We start from the raw sequence: 22,572 nt of genomic DNA, 5'->3' as shown, positions 1-22,572 counted from the left end.
CAAACACGCCGTCAAAGCTACTCTCTGAAATCAACAATGTGCTACACAAGAGCGATAATAAAACCGTTTATATCTGGAAATGAAGTCCGACGGTTCCGTCATGAGGATCCTACAGACTATCTGATATATGCTACGTGGGATCTAAATATAGACGAATATCCCGGAATAAAAGAGCACCTAGAGAATTGGAAAAACGAACTCAGCTCACGGCCAGAGTGTGAGCAAGGTCGTTTTGATTGGTTCTGCCTATCGCGGTATGCAGCCGATTATGAATCCGACTTCGGTTCTAGCAAGATAGTTTATCCAGAAGTGTCAAAAGACGCACGATTTGCTATAGATACGGAAGGAATCTATCCGAACAAGACTGCCTTCATTATTCCTCACGAAGATTACCACCTCCTGTCTGTTCTGAACTCCACCATCTCCGAACTATATCTCCACTCGATTAGTTCGCGAATGCGCGGAGGATACTATATGAATAGTGAGATATATGTTGAACAGATACCCATCGCTGATGAAAAGAAAATTGAATTATCTAAATCTGATATCTCACACATTAGCCGTCTAGCATCTGAACAGTCGGAAATTACGACCGAGGAAGATACTGTGAGTATCTCATCATTATCTCCAATCGGAAAAATAATGATCCAGCTCAAAGCTAACAGAGAAAGGATCAACCCAGATCTACTCGATAACCTTGGAGGATATAACAATGTAGTTGATATGTCCTCGATTGGACTACTATCACCAAGCGAGAACAGTTCTTTGTCGCTATTATCTGAGACTAAAACTGAGAAACCTAGTCTGCGAACGGGTTCCGCCCGCGTCGATCGCGAGTCCCCCAACACGGTTCTCATAGAGGCCACTGCTCGCTACAAGCCCGACGATGAGGACGCACACGAGACGGACCAGTGGGGCTACACGGAGACGGAGTACCTGCCGGCGTTCCGTATCACGGACCTCACCGAGCGCGAGGCGGACCTGATCGAGCACTTCGTGCCGGTCGCCGTCGACGAGGCGGGCGGCTTCGCGAACTTCCGCGAGACGGCGACGAAGACGAACTCGCTGATCGACCGGCTGAAGGCGATCGAGGTGCCGGACGTCGACGACGTGGCCGACGACTTGGAGAACTACCTGGACACGAAGGAACGCGCCGCGGAGCTCGACGCGAAGATCGAGCAGACGGACCGGCTTATCGACGAGATCGTGTATGAGCTGTACGGGCTGACCGACGAGGAGATCGAGATCGTCGAGGAGGCTGTTGAAGACTAGATCTACGAAACGAAGTGCGGACTACCGGACGTAGTGACCGAATCAGGACGTTTCGGACGGCCGACTCTGCGACTTCGGGGCCGATACCGGACGGGACCGCTACGGACTGGCGCGGAACTCGCCGTGCTTCATCCCGAAGAAGTACGCGACCACCGAGAACGCGATCATCGAGGGGAGGACCATCATGAAGACGGTCGAGGGTGTCATCACCGCGGTCAGCGCGACCGTTGCGACGGCGACGATCGCGGCGAGCGGAACCACCGAGCGCGTGAAGTCGAATTCCATGGGTGTGGTTGTGCCTAGACAAGGATAGTCCTTTAGAAACGAACGCGATGCGGATCCGGACGACGACCTCAACGATCGGATCGACGATGCTCGAGTGACAGATAGCGACTCTTCACCCGAGCAGCTTCCGCCGAGTATTCGCGGCGATCACCCCGCCGCCGGCGATGACCGCAGCCGCTGCTGTCAGCGGATTGAAGAACCCGACGGCCAGCGCCGCGAGGGCGATGCCGTTGTAGGAGAACGCGAGGAGGTTGTTCTGTTTCACGCGACGACGGGCCGCTCCCGCGAGGTCGAAGGCGGTTTCGACGGAGCGGATGTCGTTGTCGACGATCGCGATGTCGGCGGCGTCGGCGGCCAACGCCGTCCCGCCGCCCAGCGAGATGCCGAGGTCGGCGGCGGCGAGCGCCGGCGCGTCGTTGGTGCCGTCACCCACCATCGCGACCCGGCCGTCGGATTCGAGCCGCCGGATCGTCGCCGTCTTCCCCTCCGGCGGAACCGTCGCAAAGACGTGCGTCACAGCGTCGTGTCGCTTGAAGAAGTCCGTCGCCTCCTCGTCGTCGCCCGTCAGGACGACGACCTCCGTGCCCCGTTCCCCGAGCCGAGAGACGGTGTCGTCCCAGCCGTCCCGCGGCTCGTCGCCGACGACGATCAGCCCCTCCGCCGTCCCGTCGCGACCGATCACGACCGGCAGCTGACCGAACCCCCGAGCGTCGGCGACCCGAGACCTGATGTCGTCGTCGACGGTCCATCCCCGCTCCGCGAACAGATCGAGGTTCCCGACGAGATACGACGTGTCGCCGATCACGCCTTCGATACCGGACCGACGGGTCGTGAACTCGCGTATCCGATCGCCGCCTTCCGTTCCGGTGGCGTCGTCCGCCGAGTCCGACTGATCCCCCGTGTCGTCGCCCCCGTCCCTGCCGGCGAACGCCGTCGCGATCGCGTTCGCAGCGGGGTGTGACGCCCGTCGTTCGAGCGCGGCGACGGCATCGAGCAGCTCGGGGGGCGCGTCCGCTTCGATCACCTCCATCTCTCCGGTCGTGAGCGTCCCCGTCTTGTCGAAGACGACGACGTCGACCTCGCGGAGCCGTTCGAAGACCGTCTCGTCGAAGATGATGATCCCGCGACGGAGCGCACTGGAGAGGCTCTTCGCGACCGACAGCGGCGTCGCGAGTCCGAGGGCCCACGGCGAACCGGCGAGGAGGACCACCAGCGCGAGGCGGACGGCGTCCGGCGGGCCCATCCCGAACGCGAGCGCACCGACGCCGCCGACCGCGACGGCGGCTCCGGCGACGACGAACACGGCGTACGACGCGAGCCGGTCGGCGTGCCGCTGGACCCCGTGCGTCGCGCTCTGTAGGTCCCGGACGGCGGTCGTTATCCGGTCGATGCTACTCGTCACGTCCGGGCCGACGCGGACCAACGCAGCGCCGTCCGTCACGATCGACCCCCCGATCACGTCGTCGCCGGCGCGTTTCGACACCGGAAGCGACTCACCGGTCACGATCGCTTCGTCGACGGTACAGCCGTCTTCGACCAGTTCGCCGTCGACCGGCACGCGCTCCCCCCGTCGAACGAGGACGACGTCGCCCGCCTCGAGGTCCTCGACGCGAACGTCCCGAGTGGTTCCGTCCGAGTCGTACGTCCGCGCCCGCTCGACCTGCGATATCGTGAGCTCGGTGAGCCGGTCGAGCGCGCGCTGTTTGATCGACGACTCGTAGAACACCGACGCGGTGACCGCAGCCGTTACGACGATCGCGAGGTCGTAGAAGATGTCGTTCTGTCCGAGGACGACGGCCGCCGTACTGTACAGATACGCGCTCACCGCGGTGATCGCGACCAACAGGTCGGTGTTCGGGCGCCGCATTTTGAGACTGATGTACGCACCCCGCAACACCGGAAGCCCGGTGAACACCAGGATGAGTCCGGTCATCACGAAGTACAGCCGGAGGAACACGAACGCGCCCTCGCTGTTCAACTGAAACGCGCCCTCGAATATCGCGAGCGCTTGCCAGTCGAATATCGACGCGAGGTGTGCGGGATACAGGATCGCGACGTACGGGACCAACAGAAACGCACCGAAGAGGAACCCGAGCGAGTACCGCATCCCCAGGAGCTGGTCGTCCCGCCGCTTCCGAATGCCACCCATCTCCCGTGACCGGCGCGTCGTCCCGCCGGCTGTGTCCGCCTCTGTCGAGGCGTCGTCACGGAGGTACGCCGTGTACCCGAGCGTACTCAACGCGTCACGCAGCGCGCCCTTCGAGACGGTTCCTGGGTCGTGGTCGACGCGGATCGTCTCCGTGACGTAACTCGCCTCAGCGGCGGTCACTCCCGCCCGGTTCTCGGCGAGCGACTCGAGATACGCTTCACACGTCGCGGAGTACATCCCGTCGATCCGCAAGAACGTCCGGGAGTCATCCGAGTCGGGCAGACCGTGTCCGTCCGGTGTCCGCTCGGGTGTGGACCGGTCGACGTCGGGCGGGTCGGCAACTCCGAGCGTCGCATACACGTCGTGACACCCGCTCGAGCAGAACGCGCGCTCACCGGGTGCTTCAAAAGAGGACGACTGAATCGATCGACCGCACAAGGAACACTCGTTGCTCATACTGCGACGGGCGCGACTCGTTTCCTCAGTCGGACAGCGCGCAGACCCGAGCGAGCATCACGGCACATGCTTCTTTCATACAGTAGTAGTGAAATTGTAATGAGACGGTTGATCGTACCCACGTACGAGGCTCACGTTTATGTGACCATCGCTCTCTATCGAACGGCACTCCGTCCGGAGATCGATGCGAAATCAACGGGTCATATATCCGATCTCGTCGTGCGCCTGGGAGCGTGCGACCACGTCTCGTCTCGACTGCTCGTCCCGGGGTTCGTCCGTCGCACCGCTCGCAACGGCGTATTCACGACGAGTGGAACGAACGGGCCCCGTGGTCGTCCTGCCACGCAAACGCGTGGAGACGGCGGGTTTCGACGCGCCGGAGCCGGCGGCCGTCGTCACTTTCGCCCGTCGTGAGCGTCCACGCCGCACCGTCACATACCCACTCGTACTAGGCTACTATATGTATCTGTGAGCGAACTCGAAATCGACGCCGACACCACGGCCGTCCCGATCGCCGGTCCGCAGATCGACTTCCCGAAGCCCGAGAGCGAGGCGTGAGACGAGGTCGGCGAGACCGTCGTGGAGAACGCCGTCGTCGACGAGTTTCGTCGGATCCGCGACGCCGCTCCCGACCCTCGTCTCGGCTCGCTCGTCGGTCACCTCCTCCGGGGCGGACTCGTCGGCGCGCTCTCGGCGCCGCCGCCGCTTCCGGATCGGCAGACGATCCGAGACCAGGTGTCGGGAGCCATCGTCGATAGCGGATCGATCGCCGCTCGCCGGTTGAGCACGTTCTCGGTTCGGTCGAACCGCCTGTGCGCTCTCGACGCACGATCTGAACGCTGTTAACATCCGTTGACCCCGACTCATTGTATGGTACAGATTGGCAGACGGTCCCTCCTCGGCGCCCTCGGGGTCGGGATGTCGTCGGTTTCGGGGTGTCTCGGCTCCTCCGACGCCGGCGCCGAATCGGGGTCGATCGACGGCGGCTCCGACGGATCGACCGGTTCGGTTGCCGAGGGGCCACCGACGGTCGAGCGGTCGCTCCCGGCGGCGTACACCGCCGAGGAGCTCGCGGCGGCGAGCCGGTCCGGCGGGCCGCCGCCCGACGGCATTCCCGCGATCGAGGACCCGCAGTTCGCCGAGGCGACGGACCCGCCGGCGTTGCTCGACGACGGCGATCCGGTGTTCGGCGTCGTCCTCGACGGCGAGGCGAAGGCGTACCCGCAGTCCGTCCTCGTGTGGCACGAGATCGCCAACGACGTTATCGCCGGGACGCCCGTCTCCGTGACGTACTGTCCGCTCACCGGCACCGCACAGGGCTTCCACCGCGGGGAGACGACGTTCGGGGTCTCGGGACAGCTGATCAACGCGAACCTCGTCATGTTCGACCGGGCGACGGGGGCCCGGTGGCCGCAGATGCTCGCGACGCGGATCACCGGCGACGACCCCGGAGACCACCTGAAGGAGTTCCGGGTCGTCTGGACGACCTGGGAACGGTGGCGGTCGGCTCACCCCGAGACGGTCGTGCTCACCGACGACACCGGATTCGCCCGGAATTACGGGAGCGATCCGTACGGCGGGTACAACCCCCTGAGCGGGTACTACGCCGATGACTCCCTCCTGTTTCCGCCGCTCGCGGAGGACGACCGGCTCGCCCCGAAGACCGTCGTGATCGGGATGCGGTCGGCGAACGGCGCCGTCGCCGTCCGCAAGGAGACGCTCCGCGAAGAGCGGATCATCGAGTTCGACCTCGACGCCGTCCGCCACGCGGCCGTCTACGACGGATCGCTCGACACCGGGTACGTGTACCGGCCCAGAGACGGCGCCGAGAGCGACGGGACCGACGGTGCCGACCTCGAAACCGCGACGCTCTCGTGGGAGGACGGAGACGTCGTCGTCGACGGTTCCGTTCACGCTCCCGACTCGCTGCCGTTCGAGCGGGAGATCGCCTTCGACGCCATGTGGTTCGCTTGGTACGGCTACTACCCCATGACCGACCTCCACCGATGACCGCTCGCGGCGCACGTGCGACGGTTTCCGGTGTCCTCGGGGACGTCGACGGGGCGGTGCGACTGGCTCTCGGCCGCCGCGATAGCGCGGCGGTCGTCGCCGCCGTGACGGTCGGCTACCTGCTGGCGTACCTCTGGGCGACGGGCGATCTGTCCCTTCGCACGGGGGTCGCTCCCGGCGTACTCGTGATCGACGACCCGCTCGGTCGCCTGTTCGCCCGGACCGGGCCGGCGTCGTTCGGCGCGATCGCCACGGTCGACACCGGCGTCGTTCGGCTACTGCTCTCACCGGTCGATGTCGCGATCGGCGCCGTCGTCGCCGGGCTCGTCGGGATCAACCTCGGGACGACGTATCTCGCGGTTCGGCGGCCCGCGGAATGCGGGATCGGAGCCGTTTCGGGCCTGCTCGCGTCCGTTCCCGCCCTCCTCTCCGGGACGGTCTGTTGCGGCCCGGTCGTGCTGCTCGCGGTCGGCATCCAGGCGACCGCCGTCGTCCTGACGGCGTTCGTCTGGCTGTTACCGATCGGGATCGCGCTGCTCCTCGCCAGCCTCGCGTACGTCGCGACGAAGATCGATCCGGGGCGGCCGATCGAACCTTGATCACCGATCGGGCCCGGGACGACCGAGAGAGTCGCTCATGGACGGGGTAGACGAGGCCACGGCATAACGCCGGGTCGGTCTGGCGCCTCGCGCACCAGACCGCGTCACCTATTCGCACGGGGTGATCGATGTCCGTTCATGGTCGCTCCAGAGTCGACGCCCGCACCGGACTCCGACCGGTCGCCACCTGACGACTCCGACTCTGCGTCCGCCGCCGCCCCCGCTCTCGTCGCGGACTCGCAGCGGTTCCTCCGCGCGGTCCGAACTCCCGACGACCGCGGGCCCGCGCTCGATACCGTCAGAAACCGGATCGCGGACGCCTCGCCCGACGAACTGGACGCGCTCGCACCCGACGAGCGGATCGCGTTCTGGCTCAACGTCTACAACGCCGCGACGGGGGCCGCGCTGCTCGCTGACCCGGACCGCTTCGAGGACCGTCGTCGGCTCTTCGGCGAGCCGATCGTCACCGTCGCCGGGACTGAGCTGAGCCTCGATCAGATAGAACACGGGATTCTCCGCGGCTCGCAGTGGAAGTACGGGCTGGGCTACGTCCCGAATCCCTTCCCCTCGGCGTTCGTCCGGCGGCACCGGGTCGCCGACCCCGACGCGCGCGTCCACTTCGCGCTCAACTGCGGCGCGGCCTCCTGTCCCGCGGTCGCCGCGTACGACGCGACCGACGTAGACGACCAGCTCGACCGCGCCGCCGGCTCGTATCTGCGAAGCGAGACGGTCGTCGAGGAGGGGACCGCCAGCGTGCCGCGCCTCCTCCTGTGGTACCGCGGCGACTTCGGCGGACGGTCGGGCATCCGCGCGCTCCTCCGCGAGCACGACGCGATCGACCCCGACGCGGTCTCACGGATACGCTACCGCGAGTACGACTGGTCGCTCGCGCTCGACGCGTTCCGGACCGAGGAGGAAGGCCGATGAGCGACGACGGCCTGCTGGAGTCGCTGTCGGTCGTCGGCCTCTTGAGCCTCTGTTGTATCGGGTTCGGCGGGGTCGCGGGCGGTGCGCTCCTCGCCGGGGGCGGCGCCTCCGCGACCGTCCTCACCACGGGCGCGTCCAGCGCTCGCGGCGCGTTGATCTCGGGCGGCGTCACGTTCGCGGCCGTGTTCGTCGCGGCCGTCGCGATCCGCTGGCGGCTTGACCGGTGAGGGGATGGAAGGCGCGGTATCGCTACCGGCGGTCAGAGGACTCCCGCGCCGCCGAGGATCAGCCGGACGCCGATGACCGTCAACAGCCCCAGGACGACCCCGCGCCGGAGGCGTTCGCTCACGCGCTCGCGGAGGCGTTTTCCGACCGCGACGCCGGCCACGGCGGGGACCGCGGCGGCGACCGACGCGAGGACGAGCCCGAGATCCGGGTACAGCCCCAGTGCCGCGGCAGCGCCGACTCGCAGGCCGTTGATGCCGACGAACACGAGCGCGACGACGCCGACGAACAGCCCGTGCGAGAGGTCGAAGCTCCGCACGTACGCGACGAGCTGGACCCCGACGTTCGTCGCGCCGAACAGGACGCCGGAGACGGCGCCGACGGTCGCCATGACGAGCGGCGTCTCGGCGACATCCGGGTCGCTCACGACCGGGAGGGACGGGAGAGCGAAGAGACGCTGATTCGCCGCGACGAACCCGAGCGAGACGAGCCCGAGCAGGACCCGGAGCGGGGCGCCCGGGATCCGGTCGAGGAGCGCCATCCCGACGACCGTTCCGACGAGCGCGGCGACGAGCAGGGGTGCGAACCGAGTTCCACACGTTCGCAGCTCCTCGCGGGTGAGGTCGCCCACGAGCGCGACGTTCACGGCGAACATCGGGACGATCATGAACGCGACGGCGGTCGCGGGATCGAGCGTCGCGGCGAGCACCATCGTCCCGACGACGGCGAAGCCGAACCCCGCGACCCCGTTGACGGCGCCCGCGACCGCGACGACGACGGCGATCGCCGCCGCCAGTTCGACCGAGAGCGCGAGCGTCATACCGCCGCGACGCGGCGAGCGGTCATAAATGACCGCTGCGCGTGCGGGACGAAAACACAGTCGGGCGGTCGGCCCGGCCCGCGCGGCCTCGGGCGGGGTCGTTTTCGGACGTGGTCGATCGCCGAGGCCGGAGCGGTGATATCCCGTCGCCGAACGGCTCGGAACCGCGAACCCGCCGCCCCGCCTCTCCCGCTGGCCTGCCCCGCGGTCGTGTGCGGCGCGTGCCACGGCGGACGGGACTTGATGACCGCGGGTCCCGTCGACCGGGACATGCAGGAGTTCGACTTCCTCGTGATCGGGTCGGGGTCGGGACTGGACGTGGCGAACGCGATGGCCGGCCGGGGGAACTCGGTCGCGGTCGTCGAGGAGGGGCGGCTCGGCGGGACGTGTCTCAACCGCGGGTGTATCCCTTCGAAACACCTGCTGTACCACGCCGACGTGATGGAGACGATCGAGGGCGCGGACGCGTTCGAGATCGACGCCGAGGTGACCGATGTCGACTTCGCGGAGATCGTCCGGAAGGTGAACGAGGACGTTTCGGGGAGCTCGGAGTCGATCCGTCGCGGGTTGGAGTCCTCGAACAGCCACGACCTGTTCTCGGGGACCGGGCGGTTCGTCGACGACCGCACGGTCGAGATCGTCGACGGCGACGACGCGGGCGCCACGCTGCGGGCCGACACCGTCCTCGTCGCGACCGGCACGCGCCCGTCGATTCCCCCGATCGACGGGATCGACGGCGTGGACTACCTCACGAGCACGGAGGCGCTGCGTCTCGAATCACCCCCGGACCGCCTCGTGATCGTCGGCGGCGGGTATATCGCGGCCGAGCTCGGTCACTTCTTCGGGACGTTCGGCACCGACGTGACGATCGTCGGCCGGCGCGAGCACCTGCTGCCGGAGGCCGACGCGCAGGTCGGGGAGGCGTTCACCGACCGCTACGCCGACCGGTTCGACGTGTACACGGGCTACGAGGCCGTCGCAGCCGAGGAAGCGGGCGGCGAGGTGACGGTCGAGGCCCGCCCGTACCCGGAGGCGGACTCGGTCCGCGCGGGCGGCGAGCCGGTCGGCGCGCCCGACGAGGCCGACGCGGTGACCGTCACCGGCGACGAACTGCTCGTCGCGGCGGGCCGCCGCCCGAACACCGACTCGCTGAACCTCGAGGCGACGGGCGTCGCGACCGACGCGGACGGCTTCGTCGAGACCGACGAGTACCTGCGGACCGACGCGGAGGGCGTGTGGGCGCTCGGCGACGTGGTCGGCGAGTACCTGTTGAAACACAGCGCGAACCACGAGGCGAAGGCCGTGATCCGGAACCTCCTCGGCGACGAGCCGGAGCCGGTCGACTACTCGGCGATGCCGTTCGCGGTGTTCGCCTCGCCCGAAGTGGCCGGCGTCGGCGCGCGCGAGCAAGACCTCCGCGAGGCCGACGTCGAGTACGCCACCAACACGTACGCGTACGACGAGACGGCCCGCGGGAGCGCGATGGGCGCCGAGGGCTTCGTGAAGGTACTCATCGACCTGGACGGCAACATCGAGGGGTGTCACGTAATCGGTCCCGAGGCGTCGAACCTGATCGAGGAGGTCGTCGTCGCGATGACCGCCGGCTCGGGGACCGTGGCGGACATCCGCGACGCGGTCCACATCCATCCCGCGCTCTCAGAAGTCGTCGATCGCGCCTTTTCCGGCCAGTTCTCCCGCGGCGGCCACGACCACGACCATCACCACCACGGCTAACCGTCACGGCGACGCTGCGCCCGACCACGGCGGCTTTCCGGGCGGCCGAGGGGTTTTGTCGCTCTCCACCGAGATCCCGGTATGAGCGACCGCGGTCACCTCCTTCGGCGCCGGTTCTTAGCGGGTCTGTCGAGCGGCGGCGCGATAGCGCTGGCCGGCTGCGCCGAGAGCGACACCGGTTCCGAATCCGACACCCGGTCCGGGAACAACACCGAGAGCGACGCCGACGGCGGCGCGAGCGTCGGATCCGAATCGGAACCGCCGGCTACCGACGACCTCGACCTCGAAGAGGCGAACGTCGTCGATGTCGCGTTCGAGGCGACGGGCGGCGGCTACGCGCTCGACGTGACGCTCCATCACGACGACGAGGGCGAAGAGGGGTACGCGAACTGGTGGCAGGTCGAGGGGCTCGACGGGTCACGGCTCGGCCGCCGAGAGCTGCTCCACGCGCACTCCGAGCAACCGTTCACGCGGTCCGAGACCGTCGGTGTCCCGGCCGACGTCGACTGCGTTGTCGTTCGTGGCCACGATGCGACGCACGGCTACGGGGGTGTCGCCGCTCTCGTCTCCCTCAGCGATGGCGCGACGCGGTTCGCTGACCAAGGAGCTGCGCCGCGGTCGTTCAGCGAAGCGGACTGCCCGTAGCGCGCCCCGACGAGCCTGACAGGCTATCGCGTGTCGAGATGGCGTTCCGGATACACACCCGCGGACGGGTTTTGTACGAGTGTGTTATATAAGGGCGTACGATGGCAAAAGCAGCAATCGTGATTCTCGCCGGCAACGAATCGCACTCCGACTACGGTCGCCTCGCGAACGCGCTCGAAGCGGCCAAGGAGTTCGCCGAGAACGACGACGACGAGCTGGAACTGATCTTCGACGGCGCCGGGACCCAGTGGATCCCGGAACTGGAAGACGAGGAGAGCGACTACCACGAGCTCTACCAGGCGGTCCGCGACGACGCGGCGGTCTGTGACTACTGTTCCGGGGCGTTCGGCGTCGAGGACGCCGTGGCCGACTCCGGGCTCGTCACGCTCGACGAGTACGACGGCCACCCGAGCATCCGCTCGCTCGTCGACGACGACTACGAGATCATCACGTACTAAGGCGCCGAAGGGACCTCACACCTCCCGGACGACCTCCGTTTTTTGAATCCTGCCTCGAACGACGACGTATGGACGCGTCTGCCTTCGTCGCTCCCGACGATCGGCCCGTCACGGCGGTCACGGTCGCAGAGATGCGGGACGTCGACCGGGTCGCCGTGGAGGAGATCGGCCTCGACCTCCCCCGGATGATGGAACACGCCGGTCGAGGGCTCGTCGACGCCGTTCTCGCCGCTCGACCGACCGATCTCCCCGTCACGGTGCTCGCCGGCAACGGCGGAAACGGCGGCGGCGGACTGGCGTGTGCTCGACATCTGGCGAACCGGGACCGCCCCGTCCGGGTCGTTCTCGACCGCGCGCCGACCGGAGTCGACGGCGTCACCGCGGAACAGCTACGAATACTGAAAGCGATGGACGTACCGATCGAATGGGTCGACGCCGACGCAGACATCGACGCGGCGCTCGACGGTCTCGTCGTCGACGCGCTGATCGGCTACGGACTGACCGGGGCGCCCCGCGGCGCCGCGGCGGAACTGATCGAGGCCGTCGACGGCGCGGCGGAGACGATCGTGTCGCTCGACGTCCCCTCCGGCACAAACGCGACGACCGGAGAGGCGCCCGGGGTCGCGGTCGAACCGGACCGCACGGTCACGCTCGCGCTGCCGAAGACCGGGCTCGCGGCCGTCGGCGGTGACCTCCTACTCGTCGACCTCTCGATTCCGGCGATGGTGTACGACCGCCTCGATATTGAGTACGACAACCCGTTCGGCGACGAATTCGCCGTCCCGTTGTCGCGGACGGACGCCGAGTAGAACGGCCCGTCGGTTCACGCGGGTTACCCCGGACTCACCGGAGCGTTATACGGTTCGGTGTAGTGTGTCCGTTTATCAATGACGCCAGCGATCGGTGACGCGGCTGAACTGACGGACGCGGACGCGGGGCTAGAGGCGAGGAGAGAGCGACCCGAACCGACGAGACGGCGAACGGGCCGATGAGCGCCGAGAGCGCACGCGACCCCGAGCGGGTCGCGACGTGGAGCGACCTCGGAGACCGGGAGCCGACGCACGCCCGGGCGGCCGGCGTCGACCTCGTCGTGGTCCGGTACGACGACGAGGTGTCGGTGCTGTACGGCCGGTGTCTCCACCGCGGCGTGCTCCTCGGCGACGGCCACGTCGAAGGCGAGGACCTCATCTGCGGGGTCCACGGCTGGGACTACCGGTACGACACCGGCGTGAGCGAGTACGACAACTCGGAGCGGTTAGAGAAGTTCCCGGCATGGATCGAAGCCGACGGCGACGGCGAGGAGGCGGTGTACGTCGACGCGGCGGCGGTCGCCAAGTGGGCCGACGACCACCCGGAGCCGTACGACCTACCGGAGAACGCCGACGAGGCAGACGACGTGGACGCCGCGGTGAACCCCGAGTTCTACGGCGAACCGGAGGCCGAGACCGAGCCGCACACCCACTACATCCAGACGCTCGCCCGCGAGGGTCCGGAAGGGATCGGCGAGCACGGGAGCGTCTCCGCGATGGGCGTCCCGCGGACGGAGCTGCCGAGCTGGGACGACCTCCAGATCCTCACCGCCCAGCTCGACCGGACGCCCCTCGACGACGAGGCGCCCGTCGATTCCGGGCTCGTGATCGGCCCGAACGCCGAGAACCCGCTCGAACTGGAGATCCCGGTGTTCGTCAGCGACATGAGCTTCGGCGCGTTGAGCGAGGAGGCGAAGGTCGCGATCTCGAAGGGCGCGGACGCGGCCGGGACGGGGGTCTGCTCCGGCGAGGGGGGCATGCTCCCCGAGGAGCAGGCGGTTAATTCGCGGTACTTCTACGAGTACGCCACCGGGAAGTTCGGCTGGGACATCGAGAAGGTCGCTGACGTCCAGGCGTTCCACTTCAAGGCGGGCCAGGGCGCCAAGACCGGCACCGGCGGCCACCTCCCGGGCGAGAAGGTCCAGGGGAAGATCGCGGAGGTCCGGGACCTCGAACCGGGCACCGACGCCGTCAGCCCCGCGCGGTTCGACGACTTAGAAGCCCCAGACGACTTCGCGGCGATGGCCGACCGCGTCCGCGAGGTCGGCGGCGGCATCCCGGTCGGGTTCAAGCTCTCCGCCCAGCACATCGAGGACGACATCGATTTTGCGCTGGAGGCCGGGGCGGACTACCTGATCTTAGACGGCCGCGGCGGGGGGACGGGCGCCGCGCCGGACGTGTTCAAAGACAACATCTCGGTGCCGACGATCGCGGCGATCCCCCGGGCGCGTCGCCACCTCGACGCCCGCGGCGCCGACGACGTGACGCTGATCGCGACCGGAGGGCTTCGCACCGAGTCGGACTTCATCAAGGCGCTGGCGCTCGGCGCCGACGGCGTCGCGGTCGCGAACGCCGCGATGCAGGCGATCGGCTGTCTCGGGATGCGCGCCTGCGACTCGAACAACTGCCCGGTCGGGATCGCGACGCAGAAGGAGGGACTTCGCGACCGGCTCGTGGTCGACTCGGCCGCCGAGGGGCTCGCGAACTACTTCGCCGCGACGGTGAAGCTGATGAAGGTGATGGCCCGCGCCTGCGGCCACGACGCGCTGACCGAGTTCGAGCGCCGCGACCTGACGACGTGGAAACGGGACGTCGCCGACCTCACCGGCGTCGAGTACGGGGGCGTGGGCGCGGAGGGGCGTCGGCGGTGAACGGTCGGCTCGGCCGAGGGAGTCGGCTCGGCGAAGACCGGCGGCTCAGTCGAGCGAGTCGGGTCGGTGGAACGCGTCTGGACCGTGGTCGTCCAGCCAAGTGAACGCGTACAGTCGTCGCGCCGGAACCCAGTCGAGCCGGCGCCCGTCCGTCGCGGCGCCTGTGTGTGGATTCCACGTCGTCCCGTCGCTGACAACGCCGGCGTCGGTCATCTCGAATTCGTGACCGGGGTCCGCGTACGCGTGAATACCGTCGTCCGTCGCGAAGGCGACGACATCCCGGTGGCCGACCGTCGTCCGCGCGACGCCGCCGGCCGCCCGCACCCGCGAAAAGGCGAAGCCGACCGCGTCCTCGTCGAACTCGACGCCGACAACGACGGTTTTGGGGTCGAGGTCCGCGGGTCCGTCCCACTCCCGAGTGTCGGCCGCGCCGCGGTGTGCTGCGAGCCCGAACCCCTCGCCCGCGGCGTACGCCTCGTACGGCGACTCGGCGTAGTCGATCGGGGCGGGCTCATTGTCGTCGCTCGCGGCCTCGCTCTCTCCCCCCGGCGGGTCGAGGACGACGCCGTCCGGGTACGACTCGCGGAACTCTCGGGCAGAGAGCATTGCCGCCGGGCGGACGGACAGCGAGTCGCCCTCGAACGCACCGTCGATACACTCGCCGGTGGACTGCTTCCACTCGCTGCCGGTCTCTCGATCGTACATCACGAGGTCGTCGTCCGCGAGCTTCCCGGACACCCCGAACTCGAGCGTCCGCCCCGCGTGGCTCCGGTCGTATAGGACCGCGCTCCCGCAGAGGGGACACCACGTCACGGCGATCGGAATGCTGCCGGACGCGCCGTCAAGGGCGTCGTTGACGATCTCGTGGAACTGGAGGTACCGCACCGGATACGCGCGCGGCGGATCTGCGTCGGTCACGGCGATGACCGCGTCGTTGGCGTCTCCGTCGTACGCGCCGCTGAACCGAGGCTCGTCGACGCTCGGAATCGCGTCTCGGGGAAGGACTCGTCGGACGTTCACGTCGGCGACTGGCGCTCGCTAGACATAACTCGGTCGTCCGCGGGTTGGGGCCGCCACCGCACAGCGCCGCGTCGCTTATTCGACTGGCCGCGCACTGGCGGGTATGAAACGCGTCCGCGTCGACGACGTGGAGAACTCGCTTCAGCCGGCCGCGGTGATGCGACCGCTCACTGACGCGCTCGGGCTGACGGACATGGCCGTGAACTACTACGAGCTCGAACCGGGCGACAGCTTCGCGTTCGCGTACCACAGCCACGAGGTCCAAGAGGAGGCGTTCTACGTCATCTCCGGCACCGCGACGTTCGAGACCGAGGAGGGGCCGGTCGAGGTGGGGAAAAACGAGATCGTGCGGTTCGACCGCGGCGAACTCCAGCGCGGCTGGAACCGCGGCGACGAGCCGGTCCGTGCGCTCGCGCTCGGCGCCCCCCTAGAGTACGGCGAGATGCCGCGGCTCCGGTACTGTCCCGACTGCGACGCCGAGCGGGACAGCGAGTTCGACCGCGTCACCGAACCGGGCGCCGACGGCGCGGCGTCGGGTCGCGAGGCTGTCGTCACCCGCTGCGCAGAGTGCGGGACCGAGACGGGGCGCTGGTACCGCGGGTCGATGGACGGAGAGGTGCCGTGAGGCGATGACGCAGCAACGCCTCCCGGACTCGGTCGAGCGATTCCTCGCCGAGAACCGGACGAACCTCGTCTCGACCGCAGAGACCCTTCTGAGCCACGACACGGCCAACCCGCCGGGTCACACCGCGACGGCGGTCTCGTGGATCGCGTCGCGGCTGGAGACGGCGGGTGTCGACTTCGAGCGGATTGCGGTCGACCCGGAGAAGCCCAATCTCGTCGCGACGCTGCCCGGAGCGTCGGACCGGACGCTGTGTTTCGTCGGCCACGTCGACACGGTCCCGTTCGACGGGACCGAGTGGTCGCGCGACCCGCTCGGCGAGCGCGAGGGCGACCGGCTCTACGGCCGCGGCGCGACGGACATGAAGGGGGCCGTCGCCGCGATGCTCCAGGTCGCGCTCGCGTACGCGGAGTCCGACGCGGCGCCGCCGGTCGACCTACGGTTCGCGTTCGTGAGCGACGAGGAGACCGGCGGCGACGCCGGCCTCCCGAGCGTCAGGGAGGCGATCGAGTTCGCTCCCGACGCCTGCGTCATCGGGGAGACGACCTCCCGGAACGGTCGCTTCGCGGTGTCGATCGCGGACCGCGGCGCTATTTGGCTGACGCTAGAGGCGACCGGCGAGGCCGCACACGGCTCGCGACCGATGCTCGGCGTCAACGCAATCGACCGACTGACGGCCGCGGTCGGCCGACTGAAACAGGAATTCGGGACGCGTGAGCTGGACGTCGCCCCGGAGATGGGGCCGATCGTCGAGGAGTCGGTCGGCTTCCACGAGGGGGAACTCGACGCCGAGACCGTCCGCGATCTGTTCCGGTACCCGACGGTCAACCTCGGCGTGATCGAGGGCGGGAGCGCGGTCAACGCCGTCCCGGCGTCGGCGCGGGCGGAGGTCGACGTGCGGCTGACCGCGACCGTCGAGACTCGCGACGCGCTCGGATCGATCCGGCGCTGTCTCGGCGGGATCGAGGGGATATCTGTCGCGGACGCCTCGTGGAGTCGCGGGAGCTACGAGCCGATCGACTCGCCGCTGGTCGAGGCGAGCGCGGCCGCGGCGGGGGCCGCCGTCGACGAGCGGATCTACCGTCGGAGCGCGACCGGCGGCGGCGACGCGAAGGACCTGCGCCACGACGGCATTCCGACCGTGGAGTTCGGCTTCGGAACGGACACCGCCCACGCGGTCGACGAGTACACGACCGTCGACGCGCTCGCGCGGAACGCCGAGGCGTACGCGCGGCTGGTGGGGGAATACGCCGCGCGGGTGGGAGACGGCGACAGTACCGACCGCTGATCGGTCCTACTCGTCGCCGTACGTGTGGAAGTCGACCGCCTGTTCGAGCAGCTCGTCCGGAATTCCCGGGACCTCCTCGTCGCGAACGGGGCCGGCCTCCCGCAGCGCCTCGGGGGTCCGCGGGAACTCCCGGAGCGCGAAGTGGATCGAGATGCCCGCCTTCGCGCCGTCGGCGAGCGCGATCGGGAGCTGATTGTGGCCCGGCGTCACGTCGCCGACCGCGTAGACGCCGTCGACCGACGTCTCGCCGTGGTCGCCGACGTCGACGGTCCCGTCGTCGTTGAGGTCGCAGCCGAGCTCGCGGGCGAGCCCGTTGTTGTACTCGGAGCCGTACATCGCGAACCCGCCCTTGTACTCGCGGGTCGTCCCGTCCTCGAACTCCAGCGCCTTCAGCCAGCCGTCCTCGCCGTTCTGGACGCCGGAGACGTCCGCGTGAATCACGTCGATCGGGTGGTCGTCGAGCATCGTGGCGGTGTCGTCGCTCCACTCCGGCTCGTGGCCTCGCGTGAGGATGTCGACGTCGTCGGTGAAGTTGAGCATGATCCCGGCGACGTGAGCGGTGCTCTCGGCGTGCCCCATCACGTACACCGGCTTGTCGACGAACATGTGCGCGTCGCAGTGTAGGCAGTAGTGGAGCCCGCGTCCCGTCCGCGGCAGCGGCGGATCGGGGCGCACGTCGTTGAAGCCCGTCGCGAGGACGACGGCGTCGGTCTCGTACACCGCACTGTTCCCCTCTAGCGCGATGCGGTCGTCGTCGTCGCCTGCCCGATTACACGACGCGATCACGTCGCGGTGGAGGTCGCAGCCGTACTCTTCTAGCTGTTCCTTCCCGACCCCGAGCAGCTCGTTCCCGCTCGTCTCCTCTCGCGTGCCGATCAGGTTGTGGACCTCCTGCATCATCGCTGCGCGACCGCCGCCGCGGTCGACCAAAGCGGTCCGGTGACCTAATCGGGTGCTGTACAAAGCCGCGGTCTGGCCGGCGGGACCGCCGCCCACGACGACCACGTCGTACGACTCCGTCGGTAAATCCGCTGACATACGGCTCTCGTCGCGCGGGAGGAACAAAAGCGTGCGTTGTTGCCGAACCGCACAGACGCCGATCAATTATAACCGGCCGACGCTTCCGCCGTCCGGTCGCCCGCCCCGCTATTCCCGGTACGCGCAGTGGAACCCGGCGGCATGCCGGTAGAACGTCGGGATCACCGTCCCGCGTAGGTCTGCGTCGGGTTCGTCCGCGAACTCCGCTCCAACCCAGGCGCGGGCGTCGTCGACCGCGGCCGCGACGTGCGGCGGGAGCTCGTAGGCGTCGGTTGCGGTGAGGTATGCCCGCGTGAACGCGTCCGCGAGGCGGTCGAGGAACCGCTCCGTCGGCTCGAACGCGTCCCGGTCGTCGGCGACCAGTCGGTAGTAGGTGCGCCGGATCAGTTCTGACCCGTCATCGATTCCGTGGTCGTCGAATGACCCCGTCGTCGTACAGTCGTCGGTCCCGTCGTCTCTGTTCGCGTGGTCTATGCTCTCGTCCATACGAATGAAGACGTGCGGTTACTATAAGTAAGCATAACTGGCGTGTGCCTCTGTCGCACACGCGAGCCGATCTCATTCACGAAGCGTGTCACACACCGCTGGAAAAGCCGTCGTCCCCGCCGTAATCCCGTGATCGATACGAGAAACTCGCTCGCACCGAGAGCGACGTCGGCGAGCCGTCGCAGTTCACCGCCTCTCAGTCAAAAGAAACCCGGTGAGAACGCGAGGTATTGTCGAGAATTGCTAACTTTTGTGTAGGAGCCGTCCCGAGCCTGAACAATGAGGCTTCGTGGCCGTCCGACCTCGTTCTGACTCCTACTTCTACTGCTTGGACAGCTATCGGTTCGCGCGCTCGCCGGTGGCACAGCGCTACTCGTGACCCCGTCCGGCGAACTCGTGGGACCGCCGACCGGACCGCTCGACAACGCACCGATCGAGAACTTTCTCCTTCCCGGTTTCGTGTTGCGTCTGGTGTTCGGTCTGGTGTCATCGATCGTCTGTTACAAGCTCTACACGCGGCGACGGTGGGCCCGGCCGGGAGCGATCGGCGTCGCGCTGGCGCTCCTCGTCTGGGTGGCCGTCGAGGTCTCCGTCGGGTTCACCCGACCGACAGTCTCCCTGAACGTTGCGACTGCGATCGGTGTCGCGGGGGCCGCTCTATCCTCGGCAGTTCGTGCCGATCAATGGAACGAGAGCGCGTAGGCCTTTGCGGTCTCTCCGCTGCCGTCCAGCACGGTCGGTCCGGTGACCTCCAGTCCTCACTCCAACGCGGCCCGGATCTCGTCGGCGCCCGTGACGCCGACGAACCGCTCGACCTCCTCGCCGCCGCGGTAGACCGCGACCGTGGGGATCGACCGGACGCCCGCCTCCGCGGCGAGCCCGTTGTATTCGTCAGTGTCGACGCCGAGGACCGGGGCGTCGATCGTCCCGGACAACTCCTCGAGGATGGGCGTTTGCTGCTTACAGGGGCCGCACCAGTCCGCGAAGTAGTCGACGACGACCTGATCGTTCTCCGCGATCGCCTCGTCGAACGACTCGGTGCTCTCCACGTCGATGATCCCGCCGGCCTGTGCGTCGTCGCCGGAAGCCGCGTCGGATGACATACCCGAACGGAGGGCTCGAAACGGGATATTCTTTCCCGAACCGCGCGGTAAGCGGGTTACCCTCGGCTCACCGCGAGACGCGCTCGCCCTTCCGTGTCGAATGGTAACGCGGACACATTTTCGCCTCGTCCTTATCCGCTCGTCGGCCGTCTATCGGCCATGCCAGTCGAGTCGAACGCGCCATCGGTACCGAGCGACAAGGACGCGATCCTCAGCGCGCCGCGCGAGGAGGGTGCGAACGTGCTGCTGACCGCGAACCGATACGACGACCCCGACCGCGGCCGTCACGGGGCGATCATCGAGGAGACCTCGGCGTTCCGTTCGGACATCGAGCTGTTCTACGACCTCCACGCGCTCGCGTGGAACGCCGACGAGGGGCACACGCTGGACGCCCGCGACGACGCCGTCGAGAGTGACGTCTCGTACGCTTCGAGCAAAGTCCCGGAGATCACTCTCGAGAATCGCTTCGACGAGGAGGGATCGACCGGGACGCTCACGCAGCGCGTCGTCGCGAGCGTCGACACCTGCGGCCTGCTGATCGAGACCGACGCCGAGTTCGAAACCGTCGCGGAGCGGACGTTCTACACCGTCGCCGACCTCGGGATCCACGGCCACGATCACGAGGACCCGAACGCGGTCCAGGAGGCGTACGTCACGGAGCGCGACGGCGCGGAGCTGGTGGTCGCGACCGACGGCGACCGGTGGCTGGCGTTCGCACAGGACCGCGACGGGGATCGCGAGTTTGACGGCCGCCGGATCGGCCACACGGGCGTCGCGGCGGGGCCGGACCGGAGCGCATGGGCCGATATCTACGAGGGCAACGACGGGTTCGTCGACGATGCCGAGCGCGGCGAAGGGAACCTCGACGCGGGCGTCGGGCTGTACGTCGGCGAGACGGACGCCGCGTCGTGGCTCACGGGCGTCGGCTTCGGCTACGGCGAAGACGCTGCGGTCGAGCACGCCCTCCGACTCCTCGACCGCGGCTACGAGTCGGAGCGGGAATCGTTCGCGACGGCGTGGAAGGAGTGGCACGAGACGGTCTCGGACGGCCCGACCGACGACCCCCCCGTCAACGGCCTGTACGAGCGGTCGCTGACGGCGATGAAGTGCGCTCAGGACGGCTGTTGCGGGGTCATCGCGGGCGCGTTCAAGCCGAGCGACATGACGTACAAGTTCATCTGGCCGCGCGATCAGGTGATCATCACCCAGGCGCTGATCGCGGCCGGGGCCGAGCGCGAGGCGCGGCTCGCGCTCCGGTGGTTCGACGAGAACCAGATCACCGGCGACGTCGTCGACGACCGGGGGATCGACCGGCACGGGACGTGGTGGCAGAACTACTACGTCACCGGCGAGGCCCACTGGCGGGCGCTCCAGCTCGACCAGGTCGGCGGCCCGATATACGCCCACTGGCTCGTCTGGCGGGAGACGGGCGACGACGACTTGCTGGACGAACACTACAACATGTCACGCCGCGCCGCGGAGTTCCTCCTCTCGTACGACAACGGCTACGGCTTCCCGAAGAAGCACCAGGACCCGTGGGAGGAAATTTGGGGCCACAGCACGGAGGGCACCGCGGCCGCGATCGCGGGGCTGCGCGCCATGAGCGAACTCGCCGACGCGCGCGGCGACGAGGGATTCGCAGATGAGTGCCGCGAGCAGGCGACCGTCTGGGCGGAGAACTTCGAAAAGTACTGTTTCAAATCCACGCCGTACGGCGACGCCCTCGTCACGGCGGACAGCCCGGAGACGCCGTCCGACCCGTCGGCCGACGCTCGGCCCGACGCGGCGGCGTTCATGGCCGTCTGGCCCTGGAACGTCGTCGACGCGGACAGCGATTCCGTCGCCGCGACGCTCGCGGCTGCTGCCGACGAGGCGTGGGTCGCAGGCGATTCCCCCTGTCTCGGCCGGTACCCCGGGGACCGTTACACTCCGACTGGCACCGTCGAGGACGGCGGCTGGCCGCTCTGTGAGGCGTACGCCGATACCGCGCGCTGGCTCGGCGGGAGCGATCCCGACGCGGTCGCGGACCACGTGTTCGAGGACGCCCGCGAGTGGACGACGACCGCCGGGCTCCTGCCCGAGCGCGTTGACGGAAGCGGCCGGGTCAGGTGGAACTCGAACCTCCAATGGAGTCAGGCGACGTACCTGCTCCTCGTCGAGAACCACGTCCGCGACGAGGCGTTCGGACTGGCGCCCGACGGTGGAACTGACTGAGTGATAGCAGGCGTCGGAACGCTCCGAGGAGACCGCGAGCTACTCCGGCGCGACGGCGTCGAGCGCCGCGGAGCGCCATCGATCGATCGCGTGAGCGACGGGGTCCTCGGACCTCTCCTTGTCGACGTAGTACTGGTAGACGTGACCACCCTCGTCGAGCAGCCGGCGGCCCCGCGTCACGAGACCGGTCTCGCGGAGCCGCTTCAACGAACGGTTCACGTTGCTGCGGTCGCGGTCGAGGCGGTCGCTCAGTTCGCTGGTCGTCGCTCCCGTGACCTCGACGACGGCGTCGTAGGTGCGAACGTCCTGTTCGCCGAGGTCGAACACCGTCTGGAACACCTCCTCGCGTGTGGGATTTTTCACCGAAAGCGCGCTCTCGTCGGCTCTCGTTCCCCGGTGGCTGACTCCGCGCTCGGCCCGCGCATCCGACGAGACGTCCGTCGACAAGTCCGTTCGACTACTCATCGTCCGGCACCTCCCCGCCGGCGCGACCCGGAAGACGCGGGCCGGTCGGCTTCTGCGTCCCCTCGACTCCGTCGAC

General features: G+C 68.0%; 23 protein-coding genes and 1 pseudogene. 15 read left to right on the top strand and 9 right to left on the bottom strand.

Annotated elements, in window-relative coordinates; all coding sequences use genetic code 11:
* Positions 1 to 36 precede the first annotated feature (36 nt).
* Both EXE45_RS21365 and EXE45_RS21360 read left to right on the top strand, forming a co-directional pair.
* Positions 37 to 498: pseudogene (locus EXE45_RS21365) on the top strand (TaqI-like C-terminal specificity domain-containing protein); the annotation flags it as partial.
* A gap of 267 nt (positions 499 to 765) precedes the next feature.
* Positions 766 to 1,272 carry a restriction endonuclease gene (locus tag EXE45_RS21360; RefSeq protein WP_241989495.1) on the top strand — a complete coding sequence of 169 codons (507 nt, stop codon included), beginning with the start codon at positions 766 to 768 and terminating at the stop codon, positions 1,270 to 1,272.
* A 99-nt stretch (positions 1,273 to 1,371) separates the two neighbouring features.
* Here EXE45_RS21360 and EXE45_RS14645 read toward each other — a convergent pair whose 3' ends face one another.
* The 3 genes from EXE45_RS14645 to EXE45_RS19700 all read right to left on the bottom strand — a co-directional run bounded on the left by EXE45_RS14645 (position 1,372) and on the right by EXE45_RS19700 (position 4,822).
* Complete coding sequence (locus EXE45_RS14645; RefSeq protein ID WP_092923384.1) at positions 1,372 to 1,557, bottom strand: hypothetical protein; 186 nt, start codon at positions 1,555 to 1,557, stop codon at positions 1,372 to 1,374.
* Between the two features lie 112 nt (positions 1,558 to 1,669).
* Complete coding sequence (locus EXE45_RS14640) at positions 1,670 to 4,162, bottom strand: cation-translocating P-type ATPase (protein WP_137694762.1); 2,493 nt, start codon at positions 4,160 to 4,162, stop codon at positions 1,670 to 1,672.
* 456 nt (positions 4,163 to 4,618) lie between these two features.
* Positions 4,619 to 4,822, bottom strand: a complete 204-nt coding sequence (locus EXE45_RS19700; RefSeq protein ID WP_158294275.1) for a hypothetical protein — start codon at positions 4,820 to 4,822, stop codon at positions 4,619 to 4,621.
* 210 nt (positions 4,823 to 5,032) lie between these two features.
* Here EXE45_RS19700 and EXE45_RS14630 point away from each other — a divergent pair, with 210 nt between their 5' ends.
* From EXE45_RS14630 to EXE45_RS14615, 4 genes are all read left to right on the top strand, one after another.
* On the top strand, positions 5,033 to 6,172 hold the full coding sequence (locus tag EXE45_RS14630; RefSeq protein ID WP_137694761.1) for a DUF3179 domain-containing protein: 1,140 nt from the start codon (positions 5,033 to 5,035) through the stop codon (positions 6,170 to 6,172).
* The gene (locus tag EXE45_RS14625) at positions 6,169 to 6,771 is read left to right on the top strand and encodes a hypothetical protein (protein ID WP_137694760.1); all 603 of its coding nucleotides are present in this window, start codon (positions 6,169 to 6,171) and stop codon (positions 6,769 to 6,771) included. Before EXE45_RS14630 ends, EXE45_RS14625 begins: the two co-directional genes overlap by 4 nt.
* A gap of 138 nt (positions 6,772 to 6,909) precedes the next feature.
* Positions 6,910 to 7,698, top strand: coding sequence for a DUF547 domain-containing protein (locus EXE45_RS14620; protein ID WP_137694759.1), 789 nt, complete (start codon positions 6,910 to 6,912; stop codon positions 7,696 to 7,698).
* Positions 7,695 to 7,925, top strand: a complete 231-nt coding sequence (locus EXE45_RS14615) for a hypothetical protein (RefSeq protein ID WP_092923402.1) — start codon at positions 7,695 to 7,697, stop codon at positions 7,923 to 7,925. The genes EXE45_RS14620 and EXE45_RS14615 overlap by 4 nt, the downstream gene beginning before the upstream one ends.
* A gap of 32 nt (positions 7,926 to 7,957) precedes the next feature.
* On the opposite strand, the gene EXE45_RS14610 is transcribed toward EXE45_RS14615, so the two are convergent.
* Positions 7,958 to 8,743 (bottom strand): TSUP family transporter, encoded by a 786-nt coding sequence (locus EXE45_RS14610; RefSeq protein ID WP_092923405.1) that lies wholly within the window; start codon positions 8,741 to 8,743, stop codon positions 7,958 to 7,960.
* Positions 8,744 to 9,013: 270 nt separating this feature from the next.
* Between EXE45_RS14610 and EXE45_RS14605 the strand changes: the two genes are divergently transcribed.
* The 5 genes from EXE45_RS14605 (at position 9,014) to EXE45_RS14585 (ending at position 14,260) form a co-directional block, all read left to right on the top strand.
* Positions 9,014 to 10,477, top strand: coding sequence for a dihydrolipoyl dehydrogenase (locus tag EXE45_RS14605; protein ID WP_137694763.1), 1,464 nt, complete (start codon positions 9,014 to 9,016; stop codon positions 10,475 to 10,477).
* Between the two features lie 81 nt (positions 10,478 to 10,558).
* Positions 10,559 to 11,122: a hypothetical protein gene (locus EXE45_RS14600; RefSeq protein ID WP_137694758.1), complete on the top strand. Its 564-nt coding sequence runs from the start codon at positions 10,559 to 10,561 to the stop codon at positions 11,120 to 11,122.
* A gap of 101 nt (positions 11,123 to 11,223) precedes the next feature.
* Positions 11,224 to 11,580 (top strand): DsrE family protein, encoded by a 357-nt coding sequence (locus tag EXE45_RS14595; protein WP_137694757.1) that lies wholly within the window; start codon positions 11,224 to 11,226, stop codon positions 11,578 to 11,580.
* Positions 11,581 to 11,648: 68 nt separating this feature from the next.
* Positions 11,649 to 12,389, top strand: coding sequence for an NAD(P)H-hydrate epimerase (locus tag EXE45_RS14590; RefSeq protein ID WP_137694756.1), 741 nt, complete (start codon positions 11,649 to 11,651; stop codon positions 12,387 to 12,389).
* 179 nt (positions 12,390 to 12,568) lie between these two features.
* A complete protein-coding gene (locus tag EXE45_RS14585; protein WP_137694755.1) occupies positions 12,569 to 14,260 on the top strand; it encodes a glutamate synthase-related protein in 1,692 nt (563 codons plus the stop codon).
* Between the two features lie 45 nt (positions 14,261 to 14,305).
* Here the strand turns inward: EXE45_RS14585 and EXE45_RS14580 are convergent, their stop codons facing one another.
* Positions 14,306 to 15,280: a DUF3179 domain-containing (seleno)protein gene (locus EXE45_RS14580; protein WP_092923420.1), complete on the bottom strand. Its 975-nt coding sequence runs from the start codon at positions 15,278 to 15,280 to the stop codon at positions 14,306 to 14,308.
* A gap of 103 nt (positions 15,281 to 15,383) precedes the next feature.
* Here EXE45_RS14580 and EXE45_RS14575 point away from each other — a divergent pair, with 103 nt between their 5' ends.
* Together EXE45_RS14575 and EXE45_RS14570 are read left to right on the top strand one after the other, a co-directional pair.
* The gene (locus tag EXE45_RS14575) at positions 15,384 to 15,905 is read left to right on the top strand and encodes a cupin domain-containing protein (RefSeq protein WP_092923423.1); all 522 of its coding nucleotides are present in this window, start codon (positions 15,384 to 15,386) and stop codon (positions 15,903 to 15,905) included.
* Positions 15,906 to 15,909: 4 nt separating this feature from the next.
* Positions 15,910 to 17,190 (top strand): M20 family metallopeptidase, encoded by a 1,281-nt coding sequence (locus EXE45_RS14570; protein ID WP_092923427.1) that lies wholly within the window; start codon positions 15,910 to 15,912, stop codon positions 17,188 to 17,190.
* Between the two features lie 6 nt (positions 17,191 to 17,196).
* Here the strand turns inward: EXE45_RS14570 and EXE45_RS14565 are convergent, their stop codons facing one another.
* Positions 17,197 to 18,228 (bottom strand): NAD(P)/FAD-dependent oxidoreductase, encoded by a 1,032-nt coding sequence (locus EXE45_RS14565; protein WP_092923431.1) that lies wholly within the window; start codon positions 18,226 to 18,228, stop codon positions 17,197 to 17,199.
* A 108-nt stretch (positions 18,229 to 18,336) separates the two neighbouring features.
* Positions 18,337 to 18,714 carry a hypothetical protein gene (locus EXE45_RS14560; protein WP_137694754.1) on the bottom strand — a complete coding sequence of 126 codons (378 nt, stop codon included), beginning with the start codon at positions 18,712 to 18,714 and terminating at the stop codon, positions 18,337 to 18,339.
* 375 nt (positions 18,715 to 19,089) lie between these two features.
* Between EXE45_RS14560 and EXE45_RS14555 the strand changes: the two genes are divergently transcribed.
* A complete protein-coding gene (locus EXE45_RS14555; protein ID WP_092923437.1) occupies positions 19,090 to 19,416 on the top strand; it encodes a hypothetical protein in 327 nt (108 codons plus the stop codon).
* 56 nt (positions 19,417 to 19,472) lie between these two features.
* Here EXE45_RS14555 and EXE45_RS14550 read toward each other — a convergent pair whose 3' ends face one another.
* Positions 19,473 to 19,817 (bottom strand): co-chaperone YbbN, encoded by a 345-nt coding sequence (locus EXE45_RS14550; protein WP_137694752.1) that lies wholly within the window; start codon positions 19,815 to 19,817, stop codon positions 19,473 to 19,475.
* A 159-nt stretch (positions 19,818 to 19,976) separates the two neighbouring features.
* Between EXE45_RS14550 and EXE45_RS14545 the strand changes: the two genes are divergently transcribed.
* Positions 19,977 to 22,031, top strand: a complete 2,055-nt coding sequence (locus EXE45_RS14545) for a glycoside hydrolase family 15 protein (RefSeq protein WP_137694751.1) — start codon at positions 19,977 to 19,979, stop codon at positions 22,029 to 22,031.
* Positions 22,032 to 22,070: 39 nt separating this feature from the next.
* Here the strand turns inward: EXE45_RS14545 and EXE45_RS14540 are convergent, their stop codons facing one another.
* Positions 22,071 to 22,496, bottom strand: coding sequence for a helix-turn-helix domain-containing protein (locus EXE45_RS14540; protein ID WP_092923445.1), 426 nt, complete (start codon positions 22,494 to 22,496; stop codon positions 22,071 to 22,073).
* Positions 22,497 to 22,572 lie beyond the last annotated feature (76 nt).

The sequence above is a fragment of the Halorubrum sp. SP9 genome, from assembly GCF_005435015.1.
Classification (GTDB): domain Archaea; phylum Halobacteriota; class Halobacteria; order Halobacteriales; family Haloferacaceae; genus Halorubrum; species Halorubrum sodomense.
This window is presented reverse-complemented; position numbering and strand designations above follow the sequence as displayed.

Coding starts and splice junctions, on each gene's coding strand:
- EXE45_RS14645 (WP_092923384.1), bottom strand. CDS start 1,557: ATGGAATTCGACTTCACGCGCTCGGTGGTTCCGCTCGCCGCGATCGTC.
- EXE45_RS14640 (WP_137694762.1), bottom strand. CDS start 4,162: ATGAGCAACGAGTGTTCCTTGTGCGGTCGATCGATTCAGTCGTCCTCT.
- EXE45_RS14630 (WP_137694761.1), top strand. CDS start 5,033: ATGGTACAGATTGGCAGACGGTCCCTCCTCGGCGCCCTCGGGGTCGGG.
- EXE45_RS14625 (WP_137694760.1), top strand. CDS start 6,169: ATGACCGCTCGCGGCGCACGTGCGACGGTTTCCGGTGTCCTCGGGGAC.
- EXE45_RS14620 (WP_137694759.1), top strand. CDS start 6,910: ATGGTCGCTCCAGAGTCGACGCCCGCACCGGACTCCGACCGGTCGCCA.
- EXE45_RS14615 (WP_092923402.1), top strand. CDS start 7,695: ATGAGCGACGACGGCCTGCTGGAGTCGCTGTCGGTCGTCGGCCTCTTG.
- EXE45_RS14610 (WP_092923405.1), bottom strand. CDS start 8,743: ATGACGCTCGCGCTCTCGGTCGAACTGGCGGCGGCGATCGCCGTCGTC.
- EXE45_RS14605 (WP_137694763.1), top strand. CDS start 9,014: ATGCAGGAGTTCGACTTCCTCGTGATCGGGTCGGGGTCGGGACTGGAC.
- EXE45_RS14600 (WP_137694758.1), top strand. CDS start 10,559: ATGAGCGACCGCGGTCACCTCCTTCGGCGCCGGTTCTTAGCGGGTCTG.
- EXE45_RS14595 (WP_137694757.1), top strand. CDS start 11,224: ATGGCAAAAGCAGCAATCGTGATTCTCGCCGGCAACGAATCGCACTCC.
- EXE45_RS14590 (WP_137694756.1), top strand. CDS start 11,649: ATGGACGCGTCTGCCTTCGTCGCTCCCGACGATCGGCCCGTCACGGCG.
- EXE45_RS14585 (WP_137694755.1), top strand. CDS start 12,569: ATGAGCGCCGAGAGCGCACGCGACCCCGAGCGGGTCGCGACGTGGAGC.
- EXE45_RS14575 (WP_092923423.1), top strand. CDS start 15,384: ATGAAACGCGTCCGCGTCGACGACGTGGAGAACTCGCTTCAGCCGGCC.
- EXE45_RS14570 (WP_092923427.1), top strand. CDS start 15,910: ATGACGCAGCAACGCCTCCCGGACTCGGTCGAGCGATTCCTCGCCGAG.
- EXE45_RS14565 (WP_092923431.1), bottom strand. CDS start 18,228: ATGTCAGCGGATTTACCGACGGAGTCGTACGACGTGGTCGTCGTGGGC.
- EXE45_RS14560 (WP_137694754.1), bottom strand. CDS start 18,714: ATGGACGAGAGCATAGACCACGCGAACAGAGACGACGGGACCGACGAC.
- EXE45_RS14550 (WP_137694752.1), bottom strand. CDS start 19,817: ATGTCATCCGACGCGGCTTCCGGCGACGACGCACAGGCCGGCGGGATC.
- EXE45_RS14545 (WP_137694751.1), top strand. CDS start 19,977: ATGCCAGTCGAGTCGAACGCGCCATCGGTACCGAGCGACAAGGACGCG.
- EXE45_RS14540 (WP_092923445.1), bottom strand. CDS start 22,496: ATGAGTAGTCGAACGGACTTGTCGACGGACGTCTCGTCGGATGCGCGG.